This is a genomic window from Pseudoclavibacter sp. RFBI5, from assembly GCF_002931395.1.
Taxonomy (GTDB): Bacteria; Actinomycetota; Actinomycetes; order Actinomycetales; family Microbacteriaceae; genus Pseudoclavibacter.
In genome coordinates, this window is record NZ_PSYA01000010.1 from 136,563 (window position 1) to 161,305 (window position 24,743).

At 71.3% G+C, this 24,743-nt stretch carries 27 protein-coding genes; 10 read left to right on the top strand and 17 right to left on the bottom strand.

Features of this window, described 5'->3' with window-relative positions:
* The 6 genes from uraH to C5E06_RS07620 form a co-directional block, all read right to left on the bottom strand.
* Complete coding sequence (gene uraH / locus C5E06_RS07595) at nt 1-354, bottom strand: hydroxyisourate hydrolase (RefSeq protein WP_104306497.1); 354 nt, start codon at nt 352-354, stop codon at nt 1-3.
* A complete protein-coding gene (gene uraD, locus C5E06_RS07600) occupies nt 351-848 on the bottom strand; it encodes a 2-oxo-4-hydroxy-4-carboxy-5-ureidoimidazoline decarboxylase (protein WP_181062914.1) in 498 nt (165 codons plus the stop codon). The genes uraH and uraD overlap by 4 nt, the downstream gene beginning before the upstream one ends.
* Before the next feature lie 160 nt (nt 849-1,008).
* Nucleotides 1,009-1,716 carry a helix-turn-helix domain-containing protein gene (locus C5E06_RS07605; protein WP_258067559.1) on the bottom strand — a complete coding sequence of 236 codons (708 nt, stop codon included), beginning with the start codon at nt 1,714-1,716 and terminating at the stop codon, nt 1,009-1,011.
* A gap of 94 nt (nt 1,717-1,810) precedes the next feature.
* Entirely contained in the window at nt 1,811-2,194 is a 384-nt protein-coding gene (locus C5E06_RS07610) for a DUF4342 domain-containing protein (protein WP_104241981.1), read from the bottom strand.
* Nucleotides 2,195-2,241: 47 nt separating this feature from the next.
* A complete protein-coding gene (locus C5E06_RS07615) occupies nt 2,242-2,625 on the bottom strand; it encodes a VOC family protein (RefSeq protein ID WP_181059343.1) in 384 nt (127 codons plus the stop codon).
* Between the two features lie 139 nt (nt 2,626-2,764).
* Nucleotides 2,765-4,126, bottom strand: a complete 1,362-nt coding sequence (locus C5E06_RS07620; RefSeq protein ID WP_104306499.1) for a deoxyribodipyrimidine photo-lyase — start codon at nt 4,124-4,126, stop codon at nt 2,765-2,767.
* Nucleotides 4,127-4,256: 130 nt separating this feature from the next.
* On the opposite strand from C5E06_RS07620, the gene C5E06_RS07625 reads away from it, so the two are divergent.
* Entirely contained in the window at nt 4,257-5,006 is a 750-nt protein-coding gene (locus C5E06_RS07625) for an ABC transporter ATP-binding protein (protein ID WP_104307243.1), read from the top strand.
* Nucleotides 5,003-6,457, top strand: a complete 1,455-nt coding sequence (locus C5E06_RS07630) for an ABC transporter permease (RefSeq protein ID WP_258063826.1) — start codon at nt 5,003-5,005, stop codon at nt 6,455-6,457. Before C5E06_RS07625 ends, C5E06_RS07630 begins: the two co-directional genes overlap by 4 nt.
* 208 nt (nt 6,458-6,665) lie before the next feature.
* Here the strand turns inward: C5E06_RS07630 and C5E06_RS07635 are convergent, their stop codons facing one another.
* Nucleotides 6,666-7,595, bottom strand: coding sequence for an aldo/keto reductase family oxidoreductase (locus C5E06_RS07635; RefSeq protein ID WP_104306500.1), 930 nt, complete (start codon nt 7,593-7,595; stop codon nt 6,666-6,668).
* 169 nt (nt 7,596-7,764) lie between these two features.
* Between C5E06_RS07635 and C5E06_RS07640 the strand changes: the two genes are divergently transcribed.
* From C5E06_RS07640 to C5E06_RS07650, 3 genes are read left to right on the top strand one after another with little or no spacing between them, the layout of a single operon-like run.
* Entirely contained in the window at nt 7,765-8,256 is a 492-nt protein-coding gene (locus C5E06_RS07640) for a DUF4395 domain-containing protein (RefSeq protein ID WP_104306501.1), read from the top strand.
* A gap of 11 nt (nt 8,257-8,267) precedes the next feature.
* Entirely contained in the window at nt 8,268-8,708 is a 441-nt protein-coding gene (locus C5E06_RS07645) for a thioredoxin family protein (RefSeq protein WP_104306502.1), read from the top strand.
* 54 nt (nt 8,709-8,762) lie between these two features.
* Nucleotides 8,763-9,203 (top strand): thioredoxin family protein, encoded by a 441-nt coding sequence (locus C5E06_RS07650; protein ID WP_146080186.1) that lies wholly within the window; start codon nt 8,763-8,765, stop codon nt 9,201-9,203.
* Nucleotides 9,204-9,242: 39 nt separating this feature from the next.
* Here C5E06_RS07650 and C5E06_RS07655 read toward each other — a convergent pair whose 3' ends face one another.
* Complete coding sequence (locus C5E06_RS07655) at nt 9,243-10,028, bottom strand: GAP family protein (RefSeq protein WP_104306503.1); 786 nt, start codon at nt 10,026-10,028, stop codon at nt 9,243-9,245.
* A 117-nt stretch (nt 10,029-10,145) separates the two neighbouring features.
* On the opposite strand from C5E06_RS07655, the gene C5E06_RS07660 reads away from it, so the two are divergent.
* The 3 genes from C5E06_RS07660 to C5E06_RS07670 all read left to right on the top strand — a co-directional run bounded on the left by C5E06_RS07660 (nt 10,146) and on the right by C5E06_RS07670 (nt 13,163).
* Nucleotides 10,146-11,357 carry a sensor histidine kinase gene (locus C5E06_RS07660; protein ID WP_104306504.1) on the top strand — a complete coding sequence of 404 codons (1,212 nt, stop codon included), beginning with the start codon at nt 10,146-10,148 and terminating at the stop codon, nt 11,355-11,357.
* On the top strand, nt 11,354-12,025 hold the full coding sequence (locus C5E06_RS07665; RefSeq protein WP_258063099.1) for a response regulator transcription factor: 672 nt from the start codon (nt 11,354-11,356) through the stop codon (nt 12,023-12,025). Before C5E06_RS07660 ends, C5E06_RS07665 begins: the two co-directional genes overlap by 4 nt.
* Before the next feature lie 133 nt (nt 12,026-12,158).
* Complete coding sequence (locus tag C5E06_RS07670) at nt 12,159-13,163, top strand: Gfo/Idh/MocA family protein (protein WP_104306505.1); 1,005 nt, start codon at nt 12,159-12,161, stop codon at nt 13,161-13,163.
* Here C5E06_RS07670 and C5E06_RS07675 read toward each other — a convergent pair.
* From C5E06_RS07675 to C5E06_RS07695, 5 genes are read right to left on the bottom strand one after another with little or no spacing between them, the layout of a single operon-like run.
* Complete coding sequence (locus C5E06_RS07675) at nt 13,160-13,540, bottom strand: VOC family protein (RefSeq protein ID WP_104241028.1); 381 nt, start codon at nt 13,538-13,540, stop codon at nt 13,160-13,162. The genes C5E06_RS07670 and C5E06_RS07675 overlap by 4 nt on opposite strands.
* Nucleotides 13,541-13,592: 52 nt before the next feature.
* Nucleotides 13,593-15,371: a biotin carboxylase N-terminal domain-containing protein gene (locus C5E06_RS07680; RefSeq protein ID WP_258067560.1), complete on the bottom strand. Its 1,779-nt coding sequence runs from the start codon at nt 15,369-15,371 to the stop codon at nt 13,593-13,595.
* Complete coding sequence (locus C5E06_RS07685; RefSeq protein WP_104306506.1) at nt 15,368-17,002, bottom strand: 5-oxoprolinase/urea amidolyase family protein; 1,635 nt, start codon at nt 17,000-17,002, stop codon at nt 15,368-15,370. The genes C5E06_RS07680 and C5E06_RS07685 overlap by 4 nt, the downstream gene beginning before the upstream one ends.
* Before the next feature lie 4 nt (nt 17,003-17,006).
* Nucleotides 17,007-17,801: a LamB/YcsF family protein gene (locus tag C5E06_RS07690; RefSeq protein WP_104306507.1), complete on the bottom strand. Its 795-nt coding sequence runs from the start codon at nt 17,799-17,801 to the stop codon at nt 17,007-17,009.
* A 28-nt stretch (nt 17,802-17,829) separates the two neighbouring features.
* Nucleotides 17,830-19,122, bottom strand: coding sequence for an NRAMP family divalent metal transporter (locus C5E06_RS07695; RefSeq protein ID WP_104306508.1), 1,293 nt, complete (start codon nt 19,120-19,122; stop codon nt 17,830-17,832).
* Nucleotides 19,123-19,294: 172 nt separating this feature from the next.
* Here C5E06_RS07695 and C5E06_RS07700 point away from each other — a divergent pair, with 172 nt between their 5' ends.
* Together C5E06_RS07700 and C5E06_RS07705 are read left to right on the top strand one after the other, a co-directional pair.
* Entirely contained in the window at nt 19,295-19,963 is a 669-nt protein-coding gene (locus C5E06_RS07700; protein ID WP_104306509.1) for a GntR family transcriptional regulator, read from the top strand.
* Between the two features lie 78 nt (nt 19,964-20,041).
* Nucleotides 20,042-20,791, top strand: coding sequence for a glutamine amidotransferase (locus C5E06_RS07705; protein WP_104306510.1), 750 nt, complete (start codon nt 20,042-20,044; stop codon nt 20,789-20,791).
* On the opposite strand, the gene C5E06_RS07710 is transcribed toward C5E06_RS07705, so the two are convergent.
* The 4 genes from C5E06_RS07710 to C5E06_RS07725 are packed head-to-tail and all read right to left on the bottom strand — an operon-like array spanning nt 20,788 to nt 24,740.
* The gene (locus C5E06_RS07710; RefSeq protein WP_104306511.1) at nt 20,788-21,678 is read right to left on the bottom strand and encodes an ABC transporter ATP-binding protein; all 891 of its coding nucleotides are present in this window, start codon (nt 21,676-21,678) and stop codon (nt 20,788-20,790) included. The two genes, C5E06_RS07705 and C5E06_RS07710, sit on opposite strands and share 4 nt — an antisense overlap.
* Nucleotides 21,671-22,756, bottom strand: a complete 1,086-nt coding sequence (locus C5E06_RS07715) for an iron chelate uptake ABC transporter family permease subunit (protein WP_104306512.1) — start codon at nt 22,754-22,756, stop codon at nt 21,671-21,673. Before C5E06_RS07715 ends, C5E06_RS07710 begins: the two co-directional genes overlap by 8 nt.
* Nucleotides 22,753-23,799 (bottom strand): iron ABC transporter permease, encoded by a 1,047-nt coding sequence (locus C5E06_RS07720; RefSeq protein ID WP_104241035.1) that lies wholly within the window; start codon nt 23,797-23,799, stop codon nt 22,753-22,755. The genes C5E06_RS07715 and C5E06_RS07720 overlap by 4 nt, the downstream gene beginning before the upstream one ends.
* Nucleotides 23,796-24,740, bottom strand: coding sequence for an ABC transporter substrate-binding protein (locus tag C5E06_RS07725; RefSeq protein WP_104306513.1), 945 nt, complete (start codon nt 24,738-24,740; stop codon nt 23,796-23,798). The genes C5E06_RS07720 and C5E06_RS07725 overlap by 4 nt, the downstream gene beginning before the upstream one ends.
* Between the last annotated feature and the right edge of the window lie 3 nt (nt 24,741-24,743).

A 24,743-nucleotide genomic window follows, 5' to 3' on the forward strand; every position in this document is an offset into this window, starting at 1 on the left:
TCAGGTCCCCCTGTAGGTCGAGTAGGCGAATGGGCTCAGCAGCAGTGGCACGTGGCAATGCGGCGGGTCGCCGTCGCCGGGCGTGCCTGGTGCGCTCGCGACGGTGAACGCCACCGTGATGTGCGGGTAGAAGGTCGCGACGCCGCGCTCGGCGAAGTACGCGCCCGTCTCGAAGACGAGCTCGTAGGAGCCGGCGGGGAGGGCCTCCGGGCCGAGGTCGGTGACGCGGCCGTCCGCATCCGTGACCGCCTGCGCCAGCTCCCGGCCGTCGAGTGTCCGGAGGCGGATGCGCACACCCGCGGCGGCCAGTCCGACAGAGCTGTCGAGCACGTGGCTCGTGATGTGGCTGGTCATTCGGTCACCGATTCGTCGAGGCGGAGGAGGGTGATGTCGCGGAGTTCCGAGGCGACGACGGCGAGCTCCGCGTCGTCGTCGTTCTCGAGGCGCGCCTCGAGCTGCTCCAGGATCTCGGCGGGGGAGCGGCCCGCCGCCCTGACGAGGAAGATGCGGTCGAAGCGCGCCTCGTAGCGGCGGTTGCCTTCGGCGATGCGCTCGCGGAGCTCATCGCCCGCGGTGGCGACTGCCCCCTGCTCCCTGGCGGAGTGCCCGGCGCCCGGTTCGGCGGCGCTGGCCCGCTCGCCGATGCGCGGGTGGCCGGACAGCGCGAGCTGCACCTCAGCCTGGCTCCAGGCGGACGCCGCCTCGGCGGCGCGCTCTCGCATGGCGGCCTTCGAGGCGAACGGTCGCGATCGAACCATCGTGGTCGTGAAGGTGGGTATTGCGACGAGCGTCGCGGCGAAGTCGGCTGCATCGGCGTCGCTGAGCCGATTGAAGTCGCTGATGAGCACAGGCAGATCCCTCCGTGGCGGATAACCGTAAAGCTATCCCTTCACGCCCCGTGGGAGATTTCAGCGAGGTAAAAGAGAGGTTTCGATGCGTTTCGAGAACACCGCCGACGAGCTCACCTCAGCGCCGACGAGCCCGCCTCAGCGGAGGGGTGAGCTGCCGTCAGCTGCGCGCGGTGTGCGACTCGGAGAACAGCGGATCGCTCGGGTCGGAGTGCGGGGCCCTTGCGATGACCCAGTTCGCGACGCACGGCTCCGGCGAGCGGTTGCTCACACGGTGCGGTGTCTCCGAGGAGTACGTGATGGAATCGCCGGCACGCAGGGTCACGGTGTCGCCATGCACCTCGACGGTGAGCTCGCCGGAGATGACGACCCCTGACTCGACGCCCGTGTGGGTCGCGAACGAGCTCGCGTCGCCCGCAGAGGCGGAGGTCATGGGCGGGAAGGTCGACTCGAAATGGTCGATGCCGGAGGTGCGCGAACCGGAGAGGCGGCGGTAGATCACGCCGTTCTCGAGCACCACGGGAGCGATCTCGCCCTGCCGGAGCAGGCTGTAGCTGCCGAAGCTCGAACGCTCGGCATGCGCGCCAGTGCCGCCCGCGAAGACATCCGTGATGGAGGCACCCAGCTCGCCGACGATCGCGATCAGCCGATTCACGCTCGGCCGCATGACGCCACGCTCGATCTGGGAGACGGCGCTGGCGGAGATGTCGAGGCGCCTCGCCAGCTCTCTGAGGGAGAGGCCCGCCTCCTCACGGAGCACCCGGAGTCGGGCACCCAGCTCGGCGGCGTCGCCCGCCTGATCGGCGAGCGTCGAAGCAACGGCGATCTCCGCGTCGGACCTGGGGGTGACGGTCTCTGGTTCTGGCACTGGTCACGCGCCTCTCGGCTCTGGGAACCCACAGAGTAGCAAGCGCGAGCTTCACACCGCCGGTAGCCGAAGCTCCGGCGGTGTGAAGGACAAGCTACGCCGTCGTCGGTCCCAGGTCCGGGTCGGTGGCCTCCGCGGCGGGCGCAGGCGCGACGACGTCGCTCTTCGGCACGCCGTCGGTGTCAGCCGAGCTGCCCGCACGGTCGGTGGAGTCCGGGCCGCGGCGCTCGACGCCGACCGTCACCTGCGTCACGAGCGCTGCGATCGCACCCACCGCGACGAGCACCGGGGCGAGCGCCGCGGCGACGACGGTGACGGCGAGGCCAGCGGTCAGGGGGATCTCGAGGAGTGTCGTGCCGTCGTCGTTCTTGATGAACACGCGACGCACGTTGCCCTCGTGGATGAGCTCCTTGACCTTGCCGAGGAGGTTCTCCCCGGAGACCTTGAACTCTTCGTATCCGCTCTTCTTTTCCGTCATGTGGTGCATCCCTTTCGTCGGTGATCTTGCGTTTCGGTGGAACTGGGTCAGGCCATCTTGGAGGAGTCGGGCAGCTCCTGGATGGACCAGGAATTGCCGTCAGGGTCGGCGAAGGAGATGAAGCGCCCCCACGCCTGCTCGTCGATGTCGCTCACGGCGACGCCTCGGCTCTCGAGGTCGGCGTGCGCCTCCTCGATGGACGCGACGACGCACTGGAGCGCGCGCAGGGAACCTGCAGGCATGTCGCTGATGCCCATGCCGAACGCGATCGAGCATGCGGAGCCCGGAGGAGTCACCTGCACGAACCGGATCTCGTCGCTCACCACCTGGTCGTGGTCGACCGGCCACCCCAGCGTCTCGCCGTAGAAGGCGCGCGAGCGGTCGACGTCGGCGACGGGAACGCCGACGAGTTCGATGCGGTACTCAACCATGATGATGCCCCTGGTTCCCCTCGTGTGCCGTTCGGCCGCGACCGGTGGATGCCGGTCCGTCGACGGCGCAACGTGCGGGCAATCTAGCACCGGCCGCCGACAGTTCCCGGAGGTGCTTTGGACGGGTCGCCCTCGGGTGTCAGCGAACCTCGCGCCAGGCGGCGAGGGCGGCTTCCCGCCCTTCCTTCAGCCCCACGATGGGTTCCGGGTACTCGTCGCTGCCGGCCTCGGGGACCCATCGCTGCACGTACGCCCCGTGCGGGTCGAAGCGCTCGGCCTGGCGCTCCGGGTTGAAGACCCGGAAGTAGGGCGCGGCATCCACACCGGAGCCTGCGACCCACTGCCAGTTGAAGGGGTTGGAAGCCTGATCGGCGTCGACGAGCGTGTCCCAGAACCACTCCTCGCCACGACGCCAGTCGGTGAGCAGGTGCTTGGTGAGGAAGGAGGCGGTGACCATGCGGATGCGGTTGTGCATGCTGCCCGTGCGCCAGAGCTCGCGCATGCCGGCATCCACGATGGGGACCCCGGTGCTGCCGCGCTGCCACGCGTCGAGCGCATCGCGGTCGAGCTCGGGCCACGGGAAGTCCTCGTAGGCGGCTCGCCAGGGCCGCGTGTGCAGCTCAGGGAAGCTGTAGAGCGTGTGCCAGGCGAACTCCCGCCAGAGCAGCTCGCGACGGAAGGTCGCCGCCCCCTCGCCCGTGCGGCCCTCGAGGGCGTGCCAGGCCTGGGCGGAGGAGATCTCGCCCCAGCGCAGGTGCGGGCTGAGCCGGCTCGTGCCCTCGAGGTCTGGCCGGTCGCGATCGGCCTTGTAGTCGCCGACGACCCCGTCGAGGAACGCCTCGAGACGCTCGTGGGCGCCGTGCTCACCGGGGGTCCACTCCTCGCGGAGGCCCTCGGCCCAGTCAGGTCGTGTGGGGAGCAGCTCCCAGGAGTCGAGGGGGTCGGAGTCGAGCGAGCTCGCCTTCGAGCCGCGGGGCAGCGCATCCGGGGCCTCGAGCGGCACGCGGGGCGGCTCGTGCTGGAAGCGGCTCTGGCAGGCGTTCGCGAAGGGCGTGTACACGCGGTAGGCCTCACCCTGGCCGGTCTGGATCTGCCAGGGCTCCGTGAGGAGCGACCCGGGGAGGCTATGCGCCTCGATCCCACCGTCGACGAGGCCCTGCTTGATGCGAGCGTCGATCTCGCGCTCTGCCCCGCCGTAGCGCCGGTTCCAGACGACGAGCTCGGCGCCCGCGTCCTCGGCGACTGCTGGCACGATCTCCTCGGCCTGGCCGCGGCGCAGCACGAGCGCCCCGCCGATCTCCTCGAGGCGCTCGCGCAGGGCGAGCAGGCTGTGGTGCAGCCACCACTTCGCGGCGCCCCCGAGCGCGCGCACGCCTGGGGATTCCTCGTCGAGCACGAACAGGGCGATGACGGGCCCACCGCGCTCGAGCGCGACGTGGAGGGCCGGGTGATCGTGGATGCGCAGGTCGTCACGGAACCAGACGAGCGTTGGGGAGGCCATGCGGCAAGGCTATTGGGCGAACCTCGTTCGCTGGCTGGACGTGAGGCTCGCCCGTGTCATCCCAGAGGAGCATGCGGCCGCGACCTGGGGTGGACGCGACCCAGCGGGGCGCGTCCGTAGCGTCGATGACATGAACACCACACCCCCACTTGTCGCGAGCGTCGTCGACGTTCGGAAGATCTACGGCACCCACGGCAGCGTCGCCGCCCTCGACGGCGTGAGCCTCGGCATCAGAAGCGGTGAGTTCACGGCCATCATGGGCCCGAGCGGCTCTGGCAAGTCGACGCTCATGCACGTCATGGCAGGCCTCGACGGTGCCTCGTCCGGGCGCGTGTTCCTCGGCGACACCGAGATCACGGGCATGAACGACGGCGAGCTGACGGTGCTGCGGCGCCGAGCGGTCGGCTTCATCTTCCAGGCCTTCAACCTCGTGCCCACACTGGATGTGCGCGGCAACATCATGCTGCCGTTCGACCTCGATGGCCGGACCGTCTCGCGCGACGAGGAAGCCTGGATCTCGCACCTCATCCAGACGCTCGGGCTCTCGCAGCGTCTCGCCCACCGCCCGTACGAGCTGTCCGGCGGGCAGCAGCAGCGGGTCGCCATCGCCCGGGCCCTCGGGACCCGGCCGAAGCTCATCTTCGCCGACGAGCCCACGGGAAACCTCGACTCCAAGACCGGCCGCGAGGTCCTCTCGCTGCTCTCGACGGCGAGCAGCCAGTACGGGCAGTCGATCGCCATGGTGACGCACGACCCGATCGCCGCGAGCCACGCCGACCGCGTCGTGTTCCTCGCCGACGGCAAGGTGGTCGCCGATCGTCCGCGCACGAGCGCCGCCGAGATCGCGAACCTCATGCTCTCCATGGAGACGGCAGCATGAGTGCCACGAGCACCGCACCTGCGGCGCAGGCCAGCAGCGCCGCCAAGGCGCAGCGCGCCCCTGAGTCCCAGCAGAGCAGCGGAGGCGCTGCCGTCGTGCTCGTCTCCGCCCTCTCGGCGGCCTTCGGCACGGTGCTGATCATGATCGTCGCCGACCTGGCCGCGTACTTCGACGCGATGGGCCTCAGCGAGATCGGCGCCCTCGCCAGCGTGCTCGGCACGGTTGCCGCCCTGTTCTTCGCGATCGCGCTCTTCGTGGGCGCCGTCGTCACGTCGAACTCGGTCGCCACCGTCATCGCCGGACGCACCAAGGAGATCGCGCTGCTGCGCCTGATCGGCGCGTCTGGTCGGTCGCTGCGCCGGCGCACCGTCCGCGAAGGGCTCGTCCAGGGCGCCTCGGGTGCCGTTGCTGGGGCCTCCCTCGGTGTCGGGCTGACGGCCCTCGGCGCGCAGCTCGCCATCACGAACGGTGCGCTCGACCCGTTCCCGTTCCCGATCGTGCACCCCGCGATCCTGGCACCCGTCATCGCCGTCACGGCGGCGACCATCATCGCGTCCTGGGTCGGCTCGCGACGGGTGCTCACGGTCTCGCCGATCGCGGCGACCTCGTCCAGCGCAGAGCCCACGATGCAGGAGCTTCGCGCCGGTCGCGGGCGCAGCGTCACGGCGACGATCCTCATCGCCCTCGGCATCGCCATGCTCATCGGTGGCGTGTTCTTCGGCCTGCAGAGCCCGAGCGGCGTGCTCGTGAGCCTCGGCGGTGGCATGCTCTCGTTCGTCGGCGTCATCATCGGCGCTCCCGTCATCCTCCCGCCCCTCATGAGCCTCGTGGGCAGCGCCCTCGGTCGCGGCCCGGTGCCGCGCCTCGCCGCCGCCAACGCCGTGCGCAACCCCGCGCGAAGCAGCCGCGCCGTCATCGGCCTCGTGATCGGCATCACGCTCGTCACGATGTTCGCGGTCGCCAGCGAGACCTTCCGCGCCATCACCCTCCAGTTCGGGCAGATGGAGCCCGAGATGTACGCCGCCTTCGAGCAGGTCATCGACGTCACGACCGCCATCATGAGCGTGCTCCTCGGCTTCTCCGTGCTGCTCGCCGCCGTCGGCATGGTCAACACGCTCTCCCTGAGCGTCATGCAGCGCCGGCGGGAGCTCGGGCTGCTGCGAGCGCTCGGCTTCACCGTCGGCCAGGTGCGGCGGATGATCGTGACCGAGGCGGTCGCCATGATCGCCTCATCCGCGCTCTTCGGTCTGCTTCTCGGGGTGTTCTACGGGTGGGTCGGCGCCCAGGCCACCTTCGGGTCGCTCGTCGGTCAGCTCGTCCCGCCCAGCATTCCGTGGGTGACCGTCGCCGCCGTGCTCCTCGTGACGCTGCTCATCACCGTCGCCTCCTCACTGCTGCCGGCTCGTCGAGCCACCCGAGTCTCGCCCGTCGCGGCGCTCGCCGTCGACTGAGGCGCTGGCGCCGGTTGCGAGGAGCCGGCGCTGTGCACCGCGGGCACGGCCGCCCGCCCGCAGAGTTGTGGCCCGGTGCTGCTCCCGAGATCGGGAGCAGCACCGGGCCACAACTCTGCACTCAAGCAGGCTCAAGCAGGCTCAAGCAGGCTCAAGCAGGCTCAAGCAGGCTCAAGCAGGCTCAAGCAGGCTCGGGAGCGTGCCGACGCTACGGCAGCGTGTGGCCGGCCGCAGTGAAGATGCGGTAGTACTCCTCGCGCGTCAGGTGCACGTCCGAGCCCGCGGCCGACTCGGCGACGCGCGACGGGGTCGTCGTGCCGAGCACCACCTGGATGTTCGCGGGGTGACGCGTGATCCAGGCCGTCGCGATGCCCATCGGCGTGACGCCGTACTTGTCGGCAAGCGCCTCCAGCACGTCGTTGAGCTCGGCGAAGTGCTCGCGGTCGCCGAGGAAGACGCCGTCGAAGAACCCCTTCTGGAACGGCGACCACGCCTGCAGGGTGATGCCGTTGAGGCGCGCGTAGTCCAGCATGCCGTTGTCGCGGTCGATGGACTGGTCGAGGCCGACCATGTTGGCCGCGATCCCTGACGCAATGATCGGAGCGTGGGTGATGCTGAGCTGCACCTGGTTGATGATGAGGGGCTGCGCGACCACCGACTTCAGCAGCTCGACCTGACCGGGCGTGTGGTTGGAGACGCCGAAGTGGCGGACCTTGCCGCGGCTGTGGAGCTCGTTGAACGCCGTCGCCACCTCCTCCGGCTCGACGAGGGTGTCGGGACGGTGCAGCAGGAGCACGTCGAGGTACTCGGTGCCGAGGGCCTCGAGCGACTCGTCGACCGTGCGCAGGATGTGCTCGGCCGAGAAGTCGAAGTAGCCCTCGCGGATGCCCACCTTCGACTGGATCAGCACCTGCTCGCGCTCGGCAGGTGACAGGCGGATGGCCTCGCCGAAGCGACGCTCGCAGGCGTGGCGCTCGCCGCCGTAGATGTCGGCGTGGTCGAGGACGCTGACGCCAGCGTCGAGGGCCGTGCCCACGAGGGTGCGCAGCTGCTCGTCGTCGAGGTCCATGATGCGCATGAGACCGAGGACGATGCTCGAGGCACGCACGTCGGTCTGGGGGAGAGTGAAGGTCTTCATGCTGGCATCATCTCAAGCCACCTCCCGCCGAACCTGGTCGTCGCGGAGCGTCACAGTCGTTCCCCTTTGGGCCGCACGCGCCTACCCTTTCGGCACAGCATCCGCTGCCACCCCGGGGCTGGCTTCGCTTGAAGCCGTCGCCGAGGTCACCCCCGGAAGACGGAGCATCATGTCGGCACAGACTCGCATCGACCCACGCGGGCCGCGGTTCGGGGCAGCGATCACGGCTGTCCTGCTCCTCGTCACCGTCTTCCTCGGCCTCGTCGCCCCGGCGGCGGAAACGCTGGCGGGCAGGCTCGTGCAGCCCGGCTTCCTCCTCCTTGCCGCCCTGACGGCGCTCTTCGCGTGGGGCGCGTTCGCGGGCATCCAGCGGCACCCCTACGGGCGATTCTTCGCCGCGGTGATCCGTCCGCGGCTCGCGCCACCCGCCGAGACGGAGGAGGCGGCGCCGCCGACGTTCGCTCAGGGAGTCGGGTTCGCGGTGACCCTCATCGGCGTCGTGCTGCACGTGCTCGGTGTTCCGCTCGCCGTGCCTGTGGCCGCGGGGGCGGCCTTCATCGCGGCCTTCCTGAACGCCGCCTTCGGCTACTGCCTCGGCTGCCAGCTGTACGTCGTGCTCCTTCGGGTCGGCGTCATCCGCCCGCGCGGCGTGCAGGCCTGAGGGAGTCGCCCGTGGATGCTTCGCTCGCCGTCATGGTGCTCGTGGGACTCGTCGTCGTCGCCAGCGTGATCGGCGTCGTTCTGCAGCGGACGAACGGTCGCCTGAAGGCCTCGCGTGACCCAGCCGGTGCAGCAGCGGAGGCTACGGACCTGCACCTCCTCGGGGCCGGCGTCGAGCCGGGGGACAGCGCCACGATCATCCTCTTCTCCACGGAGTTCTGCGCGAGGTGCCCCGCCACGAAGCGGATGCTCGACCAGCTCGCCTCGACGGCCCCCGGCGTCGTCGTGGCCGAGGTCGACCTCACCGACCGTCAGGACCTGGCCAGGAGCTACGACGTGCGGCAGACGCCGACCGTGCTGGTGCTCGATGCCGACGGCAAGCGGGTCGCACGCATCGGCGGCCCTCCGAGACGAGCTGAGCTCGAGGCGCAGCTCCTGCAGCTCAGCTCGTGACGCGAACGCCCGCGGACCTGACCTCCGAACCCCCGAGTATGGGAGGCTGAGCGCGTGGACGGATCAGTGGTGTTGCTCGTGATCATGGCGCTTGTGCTCATCGTCGCCGTCGTCGGGTGGGTCGCGCGACGAGGGGTGAGCCGCTTCGACGGCGAAGGCGAGCCCGAGCCCGAGCAGTCCGAGATCGACCTCGAGCTCCTGCCCGAGGACGTGCTGCCCGGCCGCCGCGCGACGATCGTGCTCTTCACCGCCCCCGACAGCGCGGAGTGCGCCGCCACGAGGTGGATGCTGCAGGACGTCGCGGCGACCTCGGCGGGGGTTGTGCTCGCGGAAGTCGACACGAGCATCCGGCCCGAACTCGTGCTGCCCTACGACATCGTGGTGACCCCCACGGTGCTGCTCCTCGACGCCGACGGGAACCGCGCCGGTCGCTTCGACGGGTCCCCGCTGCGTGAGTCGGTCGAGGCGCAGCTCATCGAGCTCAGCGTGCGCTGACGGCGGTCTTGGTGGCAACCCGCGCCGGCACCGGCGCCGTCAGGTGTTGAACGGCCAGAAGTCGAAGCTCGCCGAATGCGCGAGCGCGTCTCTGAGCAGGAAGAAGCCGACGATGGCGATGATCCAGGCTGTGTTCTCCGCGGCGTTGCGGCTCAGCCAGTCGGCGAGCCGACGCAGGCGCGGCTCGACCGCGCGTCGAGCGGCGACGCGGCCGAGGAGCAGCAGCAGCGCCGGCGCGACCATGACCACGCAGTAGGCGGCGAGGAGCGGAGCCGAACCGGCGATGCCGAGCCCCGAGCCCGTGAGGAGGCCGACCGCCGCCAGGTACGGGATCATCGTCGCGAGCTCGATGAGCCCCGCCGCCAGCGCGAGCGCGATGACGGTCACGGGTGGGCCATCTCCGAGGGCGCGGTCGCGCCAGCGGGAGAGCCTGCCCTTGGCGGGCTTCGCCGGCTCCCCGGGGCGTGCCGGCAGCGCTCTCCCGTCCTGGGCGGCCCCGGCCCCGGCCGCGACCCGGTCCCGCTTCTTGGTCGGCATGCAGATGCCCACAACAAGCAGTCCGCCGCCGACCACCAGCTGAACGGCGTAGGCCGCAGGGGTCTCGAGCACGGCAGCCGCGTTCTCCAGGAAGGCGGATGCGCCGGCCGTGAGGGCGAGCCCGACGAGGAAGTAGAAGCCGGCGATCGTCCCCAGGTAGGTGAGGATGCGTCCGAAGCGGACGCGGCCGGTCGCGAGCAGGAAGAAGATCGGGATGAGGAGCGTGCCCGCGCTCAGGCTGTCGACGAGCGCGAGACCGAGGAGCGAGAGCAGGAGTTCAGTGGACATGCCGCAACCCTCCTGCGCGCCGGCTCCCGGCCGCATCCGCTGAAAGATGCCAGCCGCGGTGCTCGCGTACATCGTTCGGGTGACCGCGCGTTGGCGTCCGTGTGCTGGGATGGTGCCATGACCGAACCGCAGAGCGCCGTCGCGCCGGGAACCCGGCACCTCCGCGCCGGTTGGCGGCCCGACGAGGACGCGACGACCACGCTCTTCGCGATCGCGGCTGCCGTCCTGCTGGCGCTCTTCGACTCGCCCCAGCACATCGCGCTGAGCCTCGGTGCGGTTGCGCTCGGCGGGCTGGCGCTCACTCAGAAGCGGCGCTTCCCCGTGCTGGTGCTGCTCATCTGCGTGACCATTTCGGTGTCCGCCTTCGTGCTCGTCGGCGTCATCGGCGGGGCCGTTCTGGTGCTGGATGCCCTCTATATCGTCGGCCGGTACAGCCCGCCGGCGGCGCTGCGAGCGGTGCAGGTGCTCGTCGCGGTGGCCGTGGTGGCGGCTTTCGCCGTGCCCGTGCTGCTTGGCGAGGCGCTGCGGCAGGGCGTGTTCTTCGGACTGCAGGCCCTCGCGATCTTCGGCACGCCGCTCTGGTGGGCGAGTTCGGTGCGTCAGAGCGCGGAACTCGCGCGAGTGCAGGAAGCGCGCGCGGACGACGCCGAGCGTCTGCTCGTGCTGGAGCGGGAGGAGGCGGTGCGCGACGAGCGGGAGCGCATGGCCCGCGACCTCCATGACGTTGTAGCGGCCAACCTCTCGGCGATCGCCATCACCTCGGAGGCGGCCCTCGCGGGGTCCGGGGTTCGAGGCCGGGAGGCGGGGGCGCTGCAGGCGATCCGCGACTCGGCCCTCGACGGGCTCGACGAGATGCGGTCGATGATCCTCATCCTCCGAAGCGGTGCCGGCGACGGGGAGGTCGCGGCGCCGCCGAGGCTGGCTCAGGTCGCGGAGCTCGTGGCCTCGGCGGAGTCGGTCGAGGCGAGGATCGTCGGGGAGGTGCCGAGTGCATCTGCCGCCACTGAGCAGGCCCTCGCCCGTGTGGTGGCCGAGGCCGTCTCGAACGCCGGGCGGCACTCGCCGGGTGCGGTCGTCGAGGTGCGCTTCGAGGAGCGGGCGGACTGGCTCTCCGTCGTCGTGACCTCGACGGGCGGCACCCGGATGGAGGCAGCGCCGGGCACCGGCAACGGGCTCGGTCTCATCCGCGAGCGGGCGGAGCGCCTCGGCGGACGCCTCGAAGCCGGGCCGACGCCAGAGAGCGCTGGGTGGCGAGTCGCAGCGACGGTGCCGCGCACCGCGGGCTCGAGGGCGCAGACCACTGAACGACCCGAGGGGAGCGCATCGTGACCGAGGAGATCGACGGCCCCATCCGTGTGCTCGTCGCCGACGACCACGCCGCGATCCGGGCCGGGCTGCGGCTGCTGCTCGAGGCCCACGGCGTCGAGGTCGTGGGCGAGGCCGGCGACGGGGCCGCGGCGATCAGGAACGCGCGCGCCCTGCGACCCGACGTCGTGCTCATGGACGTCCGCATGCCGGGGACCGACGGCATCGAGGCCACGCGAGCCATCGTCGCCGACTCGCTCGCGCAGGTGCTGGTGCTCACCACCTTCGACCTCGACGAGTACGTGTTCGGCGCCGTGCGGGCAGGGGCCGCCGGGTTCCTGCTGAAGACGACGTCGGGGCCGGCCCTCCAGGCCGCAGTCGAGGCGGTGGCTCGGGGCGAGGGAGCCCTGTCGCCGGAGGTGACACGGCGTCTCCTTGATCGCTTCGCGCAGACGGGTGACGGCGCTCCGACGCCGACTCCGGAGGTGCCCGGACTCGCCGAGCTCACGGCGCGAGAGCGGGAGGTGCTCTCCGCACTGGGCGAGGGGCTGTCGAACTCCGGCATCGGCCAGCGGATGCACATCAGCGCCTCCACGGCGAAGACCCACGTCTCGCGGGTGCTCGCGAAGCTCGGCGTCGTGTCCAGGATGGAGGCCGCCGTGCTCGCGCGTCGGGCCGGGCTCAGCGACTGACGCGCGCCCGCATCCGCGAGACGCGGCTCACCCGGCGACGTCGAAGGACTGCTCCGTCTTGCCATTCGAGAAGGACTCCTGCTCGACGCGCGGAGCCCTCGCGGTGCGCGCGGCGCCCGGCTAGGGTTTTTCCGTGACGACTGAACGGGTGCGGTGGGGAATTCTCGGGGCTGGCAACATCGCGAGGACCTTCGTGGGCGACCTCGTGGCGCAGGGCCTTGAGGTGGCGGCAGTCGCCTCTCGGGAGGCGACGCGCGCCGCCGAGTTCGCCGCCGAGCTGTCGATTCCGACCTCCTACGGCAGCTATGAGGCCCTGGTCGCCGACCCCGGCGTCGACGTCATCTACATCGCGACGCCGCAGGCGTTCCACGCCGAGCAGGCGCTGCTCGCGATCGACGGCGGGAAGCCGGTGCTCGTGGAGAAGTCGTTCACGAACGACGCCCCAGAAGCCGAGCGGGTCGTCGCGGCGGCCCGCGCCAAGGGCGTGTTCGCGATGGAGGCCATGTGGACGCGCTTCCTGCCGACGGCCGACGCGATCGGCGACGTCCTCGAGCGCGGCTCGATCGGCGAGCTCGTGAGCGTCTCGAGCTCGCACTTCCAGAACCTCGACGTGGCTCCGACGAGCCGCCACGGGAACCCACAGCTCGGCGGCGGCGTCATGGCCGACCTCGGCGTCTACGGCATCTCGTTCGCCTCGAGGTACCTCGGCGAGCCCACCTCGATGCTCGTCGACGGCGAGGCCTCGGAGCTCGGGGTCGACCTCTCGGCCTCCGTGCTCCTGCGTCATGGTGCCGGCCGCACCTCGGCGACCCTCACGCGCATGGATGCGCCCGGCTCGAACCGCGCGGCCATCGTCGGCTCGGACGGCTGGATCGACATCGACTCGGTCTTCTACGCGTCGACCTCGTTCACGGTCTACGACGGCGGACGAGGGCAGCGGGAGCTCTTGCGCTTCGACAAGCCGCAGCACGTGGGTCGGGGCATGCAGTTCCAGGCGCTCGAGGTCGAACGGTGCCTCAGCGCCGGCGAGCTCGAGAGCCCGCGCATGCCGCTCGACGAGTCGATCGCCATCATGCGAACGCTCGACGAGGTGCGGGCGCGCATCGCGGCCGCTCGTTCCAGCTCGGTCTCGCGCTAGGAGCTCGACCAGACCCCGAGCTCGTTGCCCGCCGGGTCGGTGAAGTGGAAGCGGCGGCCACCGGGGAACTCGTAGGGCCCGCTCACGACCTCGCCGCCGGCCGCGCGCACCTGCGCGACGCTCGCCTCGAGGTCGTCGGAGTAGAGCAGCACGAGCGCCCCGCCTGGCGTGACCTGGGGGTCGAGTCGGAAGCCGCCCACCTCGTCGGTCGCGTCACCGCCGGGTCGCCGGATGCCGACGTAGTTGGGGCCGGGGCCGTAGTCGTTGAAACTCCACCCGAAGGCATCGCCGTAGAACTGCTTGGCCACGGCGAGGTCGGTGACTCCGAACTCGAGGTAGTCGATGGAATGGTGGGCGCGGGCTGCTGGTTCCGTCATGCCAACCAGTCTGCCCGCAGCCACCGACATTTCACCGTCGCCTGGCAGGAGATCAGCTTGCCGCGGCGAGCTCCGCGAGCACCTCGCCAGCGGCGATGGGGCTCCCCGCCTCGGCGCGCTGGCGGAGGACGCCAGCGGCCGTGACCTGAACGGGCGTCTCCATCTTCATGGCCTCGACGACGGCGACGGCGGTCCCCGCCTCGACCTCGGCGCCGTCCTCCACGAGCCAGCGCAGGAGCGTGCCGGCCATCGGTGCGGTGACCGACGAAGCTGACGCGCCGCCCGCATCCGCCGACTCGACCCCACCCGCCGCGTCGAGCGGTGACGCCCCGGGGCCAGAGCCTCCGGCGGCGAAGAGCGTCGCAGGGAGCCGGAGGGCGACGCGGCGGCCGTCGAGCTCGACCCACGTCGAGACCACGGAGGGGTCGCTCGGCTCGACGGCGAGCGCCTGCTCGGGGACCCGCTCGGCGAAGGTCGTCTCGATCCACTGCGTGTGCACGCCGAAGCCGCGGACGCCCTCGGCGCTCTCGCTGCCGACGAAGTCCGGGTCGTCGAGCACCGCACGGTGGAAGGGCAGCACCGTCGGCACGCCTTCGACCTCGAACTCGGCGAGGGCGCGGCGCGCGCGGCGCAGCGCCTCCTCGCGGGTCGCGCCGGTGACGATGAGCTTCGCGAGCATGGAGTCGAACTGGCCGGAGACCACGGAGCCGGTCTCGACGCCCGAGTCGACGCGGACGCCCGGTCCGGACGGTGCGCGGAACAGCGAGATGGTGCCCGGCCCCGGGAGGAAGCCGCGCGCCGGATCCTCGGCGTTGATGCGGAACTCGAGCGAGTGCCCGCGGGGCGTGAACTCGGCTGCCTCGAGCGTGAGCCCGTCGGCGATGCGGAGCTGCTCGACGACGAGGTCGACACCAGCGGTCTCCTCGGTGACGGGGTGCTCGACCTGCAGGCGCGTGTTGACCTCGAGGAACGAGATGACGCCGTTCGCGTCGAGGAGGAACTCGACGGTGCCAGCGCTGCGGTAGCCGGCGGCCGCGCAGATGTCGCGGGCCGAGGTGTGGATGCGCTCCCGCTGCTCCGCGGTCAGGAAGGGGGCAGGTGCCTCCTCGACGAGCTTCTGGTTGCGGCGCTGCAGCGAGCAGTCGCGGGTGCCGACGACGACGACGTTGCCGTGCTCGTCGGCGAGCACCTGCGCCTCGATGTGGCGCGGCGACTCGAGGAACTGCTCGACGAAGCACTCGCCCCGGCCGAAGGCGGCGACGGCTTCTCGCCCGGCGGCGGCGAAGAGCTCCTCGACTTCGTCGAGGCGGCGCGCGACGCGGAGGCCGCGGCCACCGCCCCCGAACGCGGCCTTGATCGCGATGGGGAGGCCGTGCTCCTCCGCGAAGGCGCTCGCCTCTGCGGGGGAGTCGACGGGGCCGCTGGTTCCGGCGACGAGCGGCGCGCCGACCTGCTCGGCGAGGCGGCGGGCCGAGATCTTGTCGCCGAGCAGTTCGATCGCCTCGGGTGACGGGCCGATCCAGACGAGCCCCGCCCCCTCGACGGCGCGCGCGAACTCGGCGTTCTCGGAGAGGAAGCCGTAGCCCGGGTGCACGGCGTCGGCGCCCGTCGACGTCGCGGCAGCAATCAGCTTCTCGGCATCGAGGTATGTGTCCCGCGAGGTCGTGCCGTCGAGCGGCACCGCCTCGCCGGCGAGGCGCACGTGGAGCGCATCGGCGTCGCCGTCGGCGTACACGGCGACGGAGGCGACCCCGTAGTCGGCGCAGGCGCGGGCGACGCGCACGGCGATCTCGCCGCGGTTCGCGATGAGGACCTTGGCGATGCGGGTCATCGGAGTTCTCCTGGAGTCTGGGTGCGTGGGGTGTGGGTGCGTGGTGCCACGATGCGGAATCGCACGGCGGCGCCGACGGGCAGCTGGCCCGCGAGGGGCAGGTCATCGGTGATGACGGCCCCGAGCACGGGGTAGCCGCCAGTGAGGGGGTGGTCGGCGAGGAAGAGCACCGGCTGCCCGTTCGGGGGCATCTGGATCGCCCCGCTGACGCAGCCCTCGCTGGGCAGCTCGCCGCTCTTCGCTCGGGTGAGGGCGTCGCCGTCGAGTCGCACGCCGACCCGGTTCGATTGTGGCGTCACGTGCCAGTCCTGGCTCGTGAAACGCTCGATCTCCTCGGCGGAGAACCAGTCGTCGCGGGGGCCGAGCACGATGCGCAGCTCGACGGTGTCGCCGCCGGCCCGGGGAAGCTCGCGCGGCTGGGCATCCGCGACGGGGCTCGCAGCGACGAGGGTGGCGTGCGGCGCGAGAACGCCGAGCACGTCGCCGGCTTGCAGCGCGTCGGGGCCGAGCCCCGCGAGGAGGTCGGTCGCGAGGCTCTCGAGCACCGGGGGCGCGTCGAACCCGCCGCGCACCGCGAGGTAGCTGCGTACTCCGGCGGCAGGGGAGCCGAGCTGCAGCTCGTCTCCGTCGTCCAGCGCGAACGCCGCTCCGAACGGGGCGGTGCGGGGAAGGGTGCCGGAGACGGTCAGGGGCACCTCGGCACCCGTCACCGCCACGACCTGCGGGCCGCGCGCCCGCAGCACGAGCCCGCCGTAGGCGACCTCGAGGGTGGGGGCTGCCGCAGCGTTCCCGACGAGGCGGTTCGCCTGGCGGTGGGCTGGCGCATCCAGTGCCCCGGAGGCGGAGACGCCCATGCCGGCGTAGCCGTCGCGTCCGAGGTCCTGGAACAGGGTCTGCAGGCCTGGGGAGACCACCTCGAGGGCGGACCCGCGGTCGGCGTTGCCCCTGGGATGCTCGACTTCAGCCTCCCGGGGCGCGTTCGCCCTGGCAGCGCTCAGGGTCGAGCGCGCCCGCTCGGTCGCGGCGGTGACGCTGAACGTGACGAGGTCTCCCGGCGCCATGAACGCGGCCGGGTCGCGGTCGAGATCCCACATGGGCACCTCGGTGGTGCCGATGAGCTGCCACCCGCCGGGGCTCTCGCGCGGGTAGACGCCGCTGTACGTGCCTGCCAGCGCGACGGAGCCCGCGGGGATGCGCGTGCGGGGCGTCGACCGGCGCGGCACGTCGAGCACGGGGTCGTCGCCCGTCAGGTACGCGAAGCCGGGCGCGAAGCCCACGAACCCGACCGTGAAGGTCGAGCTCGTGTGGCGGCGCACGACCTCGTCGGCGGAGATGCCGAGGAGCTCGGCGACCTCCGCGAGGTCCTCACCGTCGTACCGCGTCGGGATCTCGAGGCGCCTCGGCTCTCCCGTGCGCACGCCGCTGAGGTCGGCTGCCGCCGCGGCGGCCTCGATCTCCTCGGCGGTGACCCGGGCTGGCCGGAACGGGACGAGCAGGGTGCGCGCACCCGGCACCATCTCGCCGACACCGGGGATGCGCAGTGCGGTCAGGGCGTCGAAGAGCGCGATCGTCTCGTCGAGGCTGCTGCACTCGATGAGGACCGCATCGTCGCGGGCGGTGAGGACTCTCATGGGGTCAGGCCAGCTTTCCGGCGGCTGCCGGCGCGGCTGCGAACGGGCGCAGCTCGACGCCGGCCTCCGTGAGCGCGAGCCGCACCTGCTTCGCCATGTCGGTGGCCCCAGGGCTGTCGCCGTGCACGCAGATCGAGTCGGCCCGCAGCTCGAGCGTGCTGCCGTCGATCGCCTCCAGCAGGCCCTCGGTCGCGAGGCGCACCATGCGCTTCGCGACCTCGTCGACGTCGTGCAGCACGGCGCCGGGCTCCCGGCGGGAGACGAGCGTGCCCTGCGGCGTGTAGGCGCGGTCGGCGAACGCCTCCATCGCGGTGGGGATGCCTGCCTCGGTGGCGAGGCGGAGCACGGCCGAGCCCGGCATGCCGAGGAGCACGAGGCTCGGGTCGACGAGGCGAACGGCCTCGACGACGTCCGCCGCCTGCCGCTCGTCGTGCACGATCGTGTTGTAGAGGGCGCCGTGCGGCTTGACGTAGCGCACGCTGGTCCCCTCGGCGGCGGCGAGTGCCTGCAGGGCGCCGATCTGGTAGACCACATCGGCGACGAGGTCGTCGGAGGCGACGTCGATGTTGCGACGACCGAAGCCGGCCAGGTCGCGGTAGCCGACGTGCGCGCCGATCGCGACCCCCGCATCCGCTGCTCCCTTGACGGTGGCGCGGATGGCGCGCGGGTCGCCGGCGTGGAAGCCGCAGGCGACGTTCGCGCTCGTGACGATGCCGAGCATCTCCTGGTCGTCGCCGAGGGTCCAGCGGCCGAAGCCCTCGCCGAGGTCGCTGTTGAGGTCGATGGAGCGTGCGTTCATGTGGTCAGCCTTTCGCTCGGGATACGGATCAGGTGTTGAGGAGGTCGAAGATCGGTCCGACCGCGTTGACGGCCATGTACCAGGTGATGAGCGTCGCGAGCGTGCCGATGATGAGCAGCCACTTCGGGTACTTCGCGCCGCCCAGCTTCGACGGGCGGAACCAGCCGATGTACATGAACAGGGTGAGGCCGATCGGCAGGATGAGGCCGTTGAAGCCGCCGACGAACACGAGGAGCGTCGCGGGCGGGGTGCCGATCGACAGGTAGATGGCCAGCGAGAAGAGGATGAAGCCGACGGTCCAGAAGTCGGCGGTGCGACCGGCGATGCGCTTCGAGAAGACCGGCAGGAACGACACCGAGGTGTAGGCGGCGCCGATGATGCTCGTGAGGGCGGCGAGCCAGAAGATGGCGCCGAAGATACGGAAGCCAGCCTCGCCGGCTGCTGCCTGGAAGGCGTCTGCTGCCGGGTTGAGGGTCGTGTCGAGCACGACGCCGCTCGCGACGACGCCGAGGATGGCGAGGAACAGCACGTAGCGCATGATGCCCGTGATGAGGATGCCGGTCACGGCCGCGCGGTTGACTTCCTTGATGTGCTCAGGTCCGGCGTTGCCGGAGTCGAGCAGCTTGTGCGCCCCCGAGTAGACGATGTACCCGCCGACGGTGCCGCCGACGATCGTCGTGATGGTCGCGAAGTCGATGGTGTCGGGGAGGACGGTCTGGCGGAGTGCGTCGCCGATGGGCGGCTGCGCGACGATGGCGACGATGACGGTGAGCAGGATCATCGCGACGCCGGCCACGATGACGACCCGGTCCATGACGATGCCGGCGCGCTTGATGAGGAAGATGGCGATCGCGATGGCGGCGCTGATGACGGCGCCGACCTTGACGTCGAGGCCGAGCAGCACGTTCAGGCCGAGCCCGGCGCCGCCGATGTTGCCGATGTTGAAGACGAGGCCGCCGATGACGATGAGCACGGCGAGCACATAGCCGCTGCCGGGGAGGGCGTCGTTGGCGAGGGCGCTCGCGCGCTTCCCGGAGAGCGTGATCATGCGCCAGATGTTGAGCTGGACGGCGAGGTCGATGAGTACCGAGATGAGGATGCCGAAGGCGAACGCGGCGCCGAGCTGCTGGGTGAAGGTCGCCGTCTGGGTGATGAAGCCGGGGCCGATGGCCGAGGTGGCCATGAGGAAGAGCGCGCCGACCAGCGAGGTGCGACGGGCTTTGGCGTACTGCTTGAGCTTCTCGGGGGTGCTCGCCTCGTCGGCGGCAGAAGAGCCGGACGCTGGGGACGCCGGGGAAGCGGGAGGAGGTGTGGAGGTCATGACTCGTTCCAGTTCGGTAGGGGAGCAGCGAGTGATTGCGGCAACCCTACGGTTGTTCAACGCTGAGCAACAGATTGTTCAACGATAGACGCGTAAATGTCTTGTTACAAGATGTATCGGGGGTATTTCGCGGAACGGGTCGACGCGGAGTGCCGCCGGTAGAGTGCGAAGCGTGAACGCAGCCGACGAGACCCTCGACAGGGCGGAACGGGCGGCCTCGAGCCTCCGCCAGATGATCGTCACGGGCGAGATCGTGCCAGGGCAGCGCCTCTCGGAGAGCGCCATGACCGAGCGACTCGACGTCTCGCGCAACACCCTCCGCGAGGCCTTCCGCATGCTCACGGCGGAGCGACTGCTCACCCGGCGCCCCAACGCGGGCGTCTTCGTCGCCATCCCCTCACTGGCCTCGATCCTCGACATCTACCGGGTCCGACGCATGATCGAGGTGCAGGCCCTGCGCGCCGCCCCGGGGCGGCACCCGGCCGGGGCGCGGATGCGCGAGGCCGTCGAGCACGCCATCCGAGGGCGAGAGGCCGGCGACTGGGCGGCGGTCGGCACCGCCAATATGGCGTTCCACACGGCGATCGTCGCGCTCGCGGACAGCGAGCGCCTCGACCGCGTCTACGCGAACGTCTCGGCGGAGCTGCGGCTCGCGTTCGGCTTCCTCGAGGATCTCGAGTACCTGCACGCGCCCTACATCGAGCTCAATCAGCGCGTGTTGGAGCTCCACCTCGCCGGAGACACGGACGAGGCGGCGGCGGCGCTCGACGAGTACCTCGTGCGCTCCGAGCGCACCGTGCTCGCCGCCTACGCGCGCCTCGCCCCGGCGCCGACGCTCTGACCCGACGCGCTGACTCAACGCCCTGCCCCGACGCCCGACTCGTCGCCTCGAGTCGCACCCAACCCCAAGGAGCCCGCCGTGTCCCTCACCGCTCTGGTCGTCCGCCACGTCGTCTTCGAGGACCTCGGGCTGCTTCGTGACGTGCTCACGGAGCGCGGCTACAACATCCGCTACCTCGAGGCCGGGCAGGACGAGATCACTGCCGAGCTGCTCGTCGATGCCGACCTCGTCGTGGTGCTCGGCGGGCCGATCGGGGTGGGGGATGCGGAGCGGTACCCGTTCCTGACCCCCGAGATCGCCGCCATCAGGGCTCGCGTCGAAAGAGACCGGCCCACGCTGGGCGTCTGCCTCGGGGCCCAGCTCATGGCGGCAGCCATGGGGGCGGCGGTCGCGCCGACGGGGCGCGTGGAGATCGGCTTCTCGCCGCTCACGTTCACCCCGGATGGGGCAGCTTCGGTGCTGGGCGGCCTCGCCGACGTGCCGGTGCTGCACTGGCACGGCGACCAGTTCGAGATCCCCGCAGGAGCCGAGCGACTCGCCGAGACCCCCGGCTTCCCGAACCAGGCGTTCGCCGCGGGCCGGAACCTGCTCGGCCTGCAGTTCCACCTCGAGGTCGACCCGCGGATGGTCGAGACCTGGCTCATCGCGAACGCCTACGAGCTGGCCATCCACGAGCTCGACCCGCGGGAGATCCGCGCGGATGCGCTCGCGATCACGCCACGACTCACGGCCGCCGCGAGGACCGTCGTCGGTGGCTGGCTCGACGCGCTCGATCCCCTCGACGCCAGCGTGACTGAATCCGGCGGGAACGACGCCAGCGGGAACTAGGCGGGGGAGCCCCCGGCCGCCCGTGAGCTCTCCGTCGAGCGAGGGTAGGGCATCCCGCGCGGCACGACGAGCGGCCCGCCCGTGATGGGGTCCTCGATGACGACGTTCGGCAGGCCGTAGATCTCCTCGACCCGTTCGCTCGTCACGACGTCGCGGGGTGTGCCGGAGGCGAGGATGCGCCCGTCGCGCATCGCGATGATGTGATCGGCGTAGCGCGCGGCGTGGTTGAGGTCGTGCAGCACGGCGACGACCGTGCGGCCCTGCCGGTTGAGGTGCGCGAAGAGCTCCATGAGCTCGACCTGGTGCGCGATGTCGAGGAACGTCGTCGGCTCGTCGAGCAGGAGGAGCTCGGTCTCCTGCGCGAGGACCATCGCGACCCAGACCCGCTGGCGCTGGCCGCCGGAGAGCTCGTCGACGCGTCTCGACGCCAACGGCAGGGTGCCCGTCGCGTCGAGGGCATCGCGGACCGCTCGCTCGTCGGACTCGGACCATTGGCGCAGGAGACGCTGGTGCGCGAACCTGCCGCGGCCGACGAGGTCGGCGACGGTGATGCCATCCGGGGCCAGGGCCGACTGCGGCAGCAGGCCGAGGCGACGGGCGACGTCCTTCGCCCGCATGCTCGTGATGGCCTTCCCGTCCAGCACGACCCGGCCGGCGTCCGGCGCGAGCAGGCGGGACAGGCCGCGCAGCAGGGTGGACTTGCCGCACGCGTTCGGGCCGATGATGACAGTGAAGGAGCCGTCGGGGATCTCGGCGCTCAGGTGCTCGATGATCCGTCTGCCGTCGTAGCCGAGGGTGATGTCCTCGGCGACGAGGCGCGACGAGGCGGGGAGCTTGGCACGCTCTCGGGTCGTGCGGGCGGTGGGTGGTGGCTGGTGCTCAGGCACGGCGGCGGATCTCCTGGACGATGGTGACGACGAGGTAGAGGCCGCCGACGGAGACCGTCACGACCCCAACCGGCAGTGTGACGGGAAGGACGTGCTGGGCGATGAGGTCGGAGGCGAGGAGGAGCAGGGCCCCGACCAGCGCTGCGAGCGGCAGCGACAGGTACGGGGTGCGCGCGATGCGGCGCGCGATCTGGGGAGCCGCCAGGGCGATGAAGGCGACGGGGCCGATGACGGCGGTCGAGATCGACACGAGGCCGACCGCGGCGAGCAGGACAAGCGCGCGCACGAGCTGCGGCCTGGCGCCGGTCGCGGCGGCCACGTCGTCGCCGAGGTCGAGCTGACGCAGCTGCGGGGCGAGGAAGAGCAGCACGGCGAACAGCGGGATGCCGCAGGCGATCGCGCCGGCGAGGGGCGGGCCGGTCACGCCGTTGAGGGTGCCGGCGCCCCACGCGGAGGCGAACATGGCGGTCTCGAGCTCGACCTCGAGCAGCATCCACGTGTTCGCGGAGGCGAGCATGGCCGAGACGCCGATGCCGATCACGATGAGGCGGAACCCCTGCGCGCCACCGCGATGCGCGAACGCCCAGATCACGAGGGCCGTGAGGAGGCCGCCGATCACCGCGCCGGCGGTCATGAGCGGCCAGGAGGCGGAGAACACGACGACGCTCACGAGCATGCCCGTGAAGGCGCCGTTGGAGAGGCCGAGGATGTCGGGGCTCGCGAGCGGGTTCCTCGTGACCGTCTGGAAGAGGGCGCCGGCAACGGCGAGGAAGGCGCCGAGGGTGATGGCCGCGATGACCCGAGCGAGTCGCCACTCGTAGACGACGGTGCGGTCGAGTGCGTCCCCGCCGCCGAGCAGGGCGCGGACGACGGCATCGGGGCTGAGCGGATACGTGCCGAGCCCCAGGCCCAGGATTCCGAGGACCAGCACGGCCGCGGCCACGGCCGCACCGACGATGGCGCTGCGCAGGCGGACGGAGACGGCGATGGGGCCGGCCCCGAGGCGGAGCTGCCGGTAGCCGAGGTCGACGGGCTCGAGGCGGTCCTCGGTGGGGGTCGGGGTGCGGGTCGCTGTCATGAGAGGGTGCTCGCCTTCCGCTGTCTGGCGAGGGCGATCAGGATCGGGGCTCCGACGAACGCCGTGACGATCCCGACGGGGATCTCGGCGGGCGCGATGAGCACGCGGCCGAGCACGTCCGAGAGGAGCACGATGACGGGGGCGAGGACCACGGAGATGACGAGGATGACCCGCTGGTCGACGCCGAACAGCCACCGTGCGACGTGCGGCACCATGAGGCCGATGAACGAGATGGGGCCGGCCAGTGCGGTCGCGGTTCCCGCGAGCACGGTGACGGCGAGGATGACGCCGACTCGGATCGCGCCCACGTTGGCACCCTGGGAGCGGGCAACGTCCTCCCCGAGGGCGAGGGCGTTGAGGCCGGGGGCGAGCAGGAGCGCCCCGAGCACTGCGAGCGCGATGAAGGGGAGCACGGGCAGCAGGACGTCGAAGCCGCGGCCGAGCAGCGAGCCGGCGTTCCAGGACCGCATCCGCTCGAAGGCATCCGGGTTGCTGAGGGTCATGCCGGTGGTCATCCCCGAGAACACGGCGCCGAGGGCCACCCCGGCCAGGGTGAGGCGGATGGGGTCGGCGGGGCCGCGGCCGGAGGAGCCGATGAGGTACACGGCGACGGTCACGATGAGGGCGCCGAGGAACCCCAGCCACACGAACGACGAGATGTCTCGCAGCCCGAGGAACGCCACTCCGATGGCGATCGCGAATGCGGCCCCGGCGTTGACGCCGAGGATGCCGGGGTCGGCGAGCGGGTTGCGGGTGAAGGCCTGGATGAGGGATCCGGCGACGCCGAGGGCGACGCCGACGACGATGCCCGTGACCGTGCGCGGCACCCGGAGCTCGGCGACGACGTAGCGCGCTTCGGAGGAGCCGCCGCCCCGCAGCACGTCGAGCACGACGTGCGGCGGGAGCGCGTTGGAGCCGAGCATGAGGGAGAGTGCCACTGCGGTCACGAGCAGGGCGAGGAGCACGAGGGCGCCGATGGTTGCGCGCGCTCGTGACCCCGCCCTGAGTCGAGCCGGGGTGCGATCGGTGTGGAGGAGCGTCACCGCTGGGTTTCGAGGAAGCGCTCGATGTCGTCGAGCACGAGCGCGCCGCCCTTGGGGCCGACGCCGGACACCCAGTAGCTGGTGTCGACGAGGGTCACCGAGGGGAACTCGGCGGCGTTCTGGGTGATCGCGGCGGGGACGGTCGATGCGTCGTCGACGTCGGCGGTCGTCACGAACACGTAGTCGGCCTTGGCGTCGAGGATGTTCTCGGGGGAGAGGTCGGCCTGGAGTCCGTCTTCCCATTCCTGCTCGGGGATGGTGAGGCCGGCGCATTCGAGCGCGCCGCCGGCGAACGAGGTCGGACCGTAGAGGCTGAGCGTGGTCTCGTCGCGGGGGCGGATGAGGTTGGCGGTCTTGCCGTCGACGCCCAACTCGGTCTTGATCTCCTCGCAGCGGTCGTTGAAGCCGGTCAGCAGCTCCTGTGCCTCGTCCTGCTGCCCGAGGGCTTCGCCGATGAGGAGGACGTTCTCCTGCCACGGGTCGGCCTGGCTCGCCATGAAGACGGTGGGGGCGATGGCTCCGAGCTGCTCGTAGAGCTTCGAGTGCCGCGACTCCGTTCCGAGGATGAGGTCGGGCTTGAGGGCGGCGATGGCCTCGAGGTCGGGCTCCGGCACCGTTCCGACGGGTTCGACGCCCTCGACGCCCAGGTACTCGGGCACGCCGGCGACGTTGCTCGCGACTGCTGCCCCCACTGGGGTGACGCCGAGGGCCACGGCAGTGTCGAGCTCCACGGGTTCGAGGACGACGACGCGCTGGGGGTCGGTCGGGACCTCAGCCGTGCCGCGGGCGTGCTCGACGGACCGGGTCCCGGATGCGGTGCCGTCCGCGTCTCCCGCGGTCGGGGCGTCCGCGGCTCCGGCCGAGCATCCGGCGAGCAGCAGGCCCGTGAGGGCTGCGGAGGCGATGAGCGTTGCGGCTCTGCGTGTGGTGCGTGTGTGCATGGT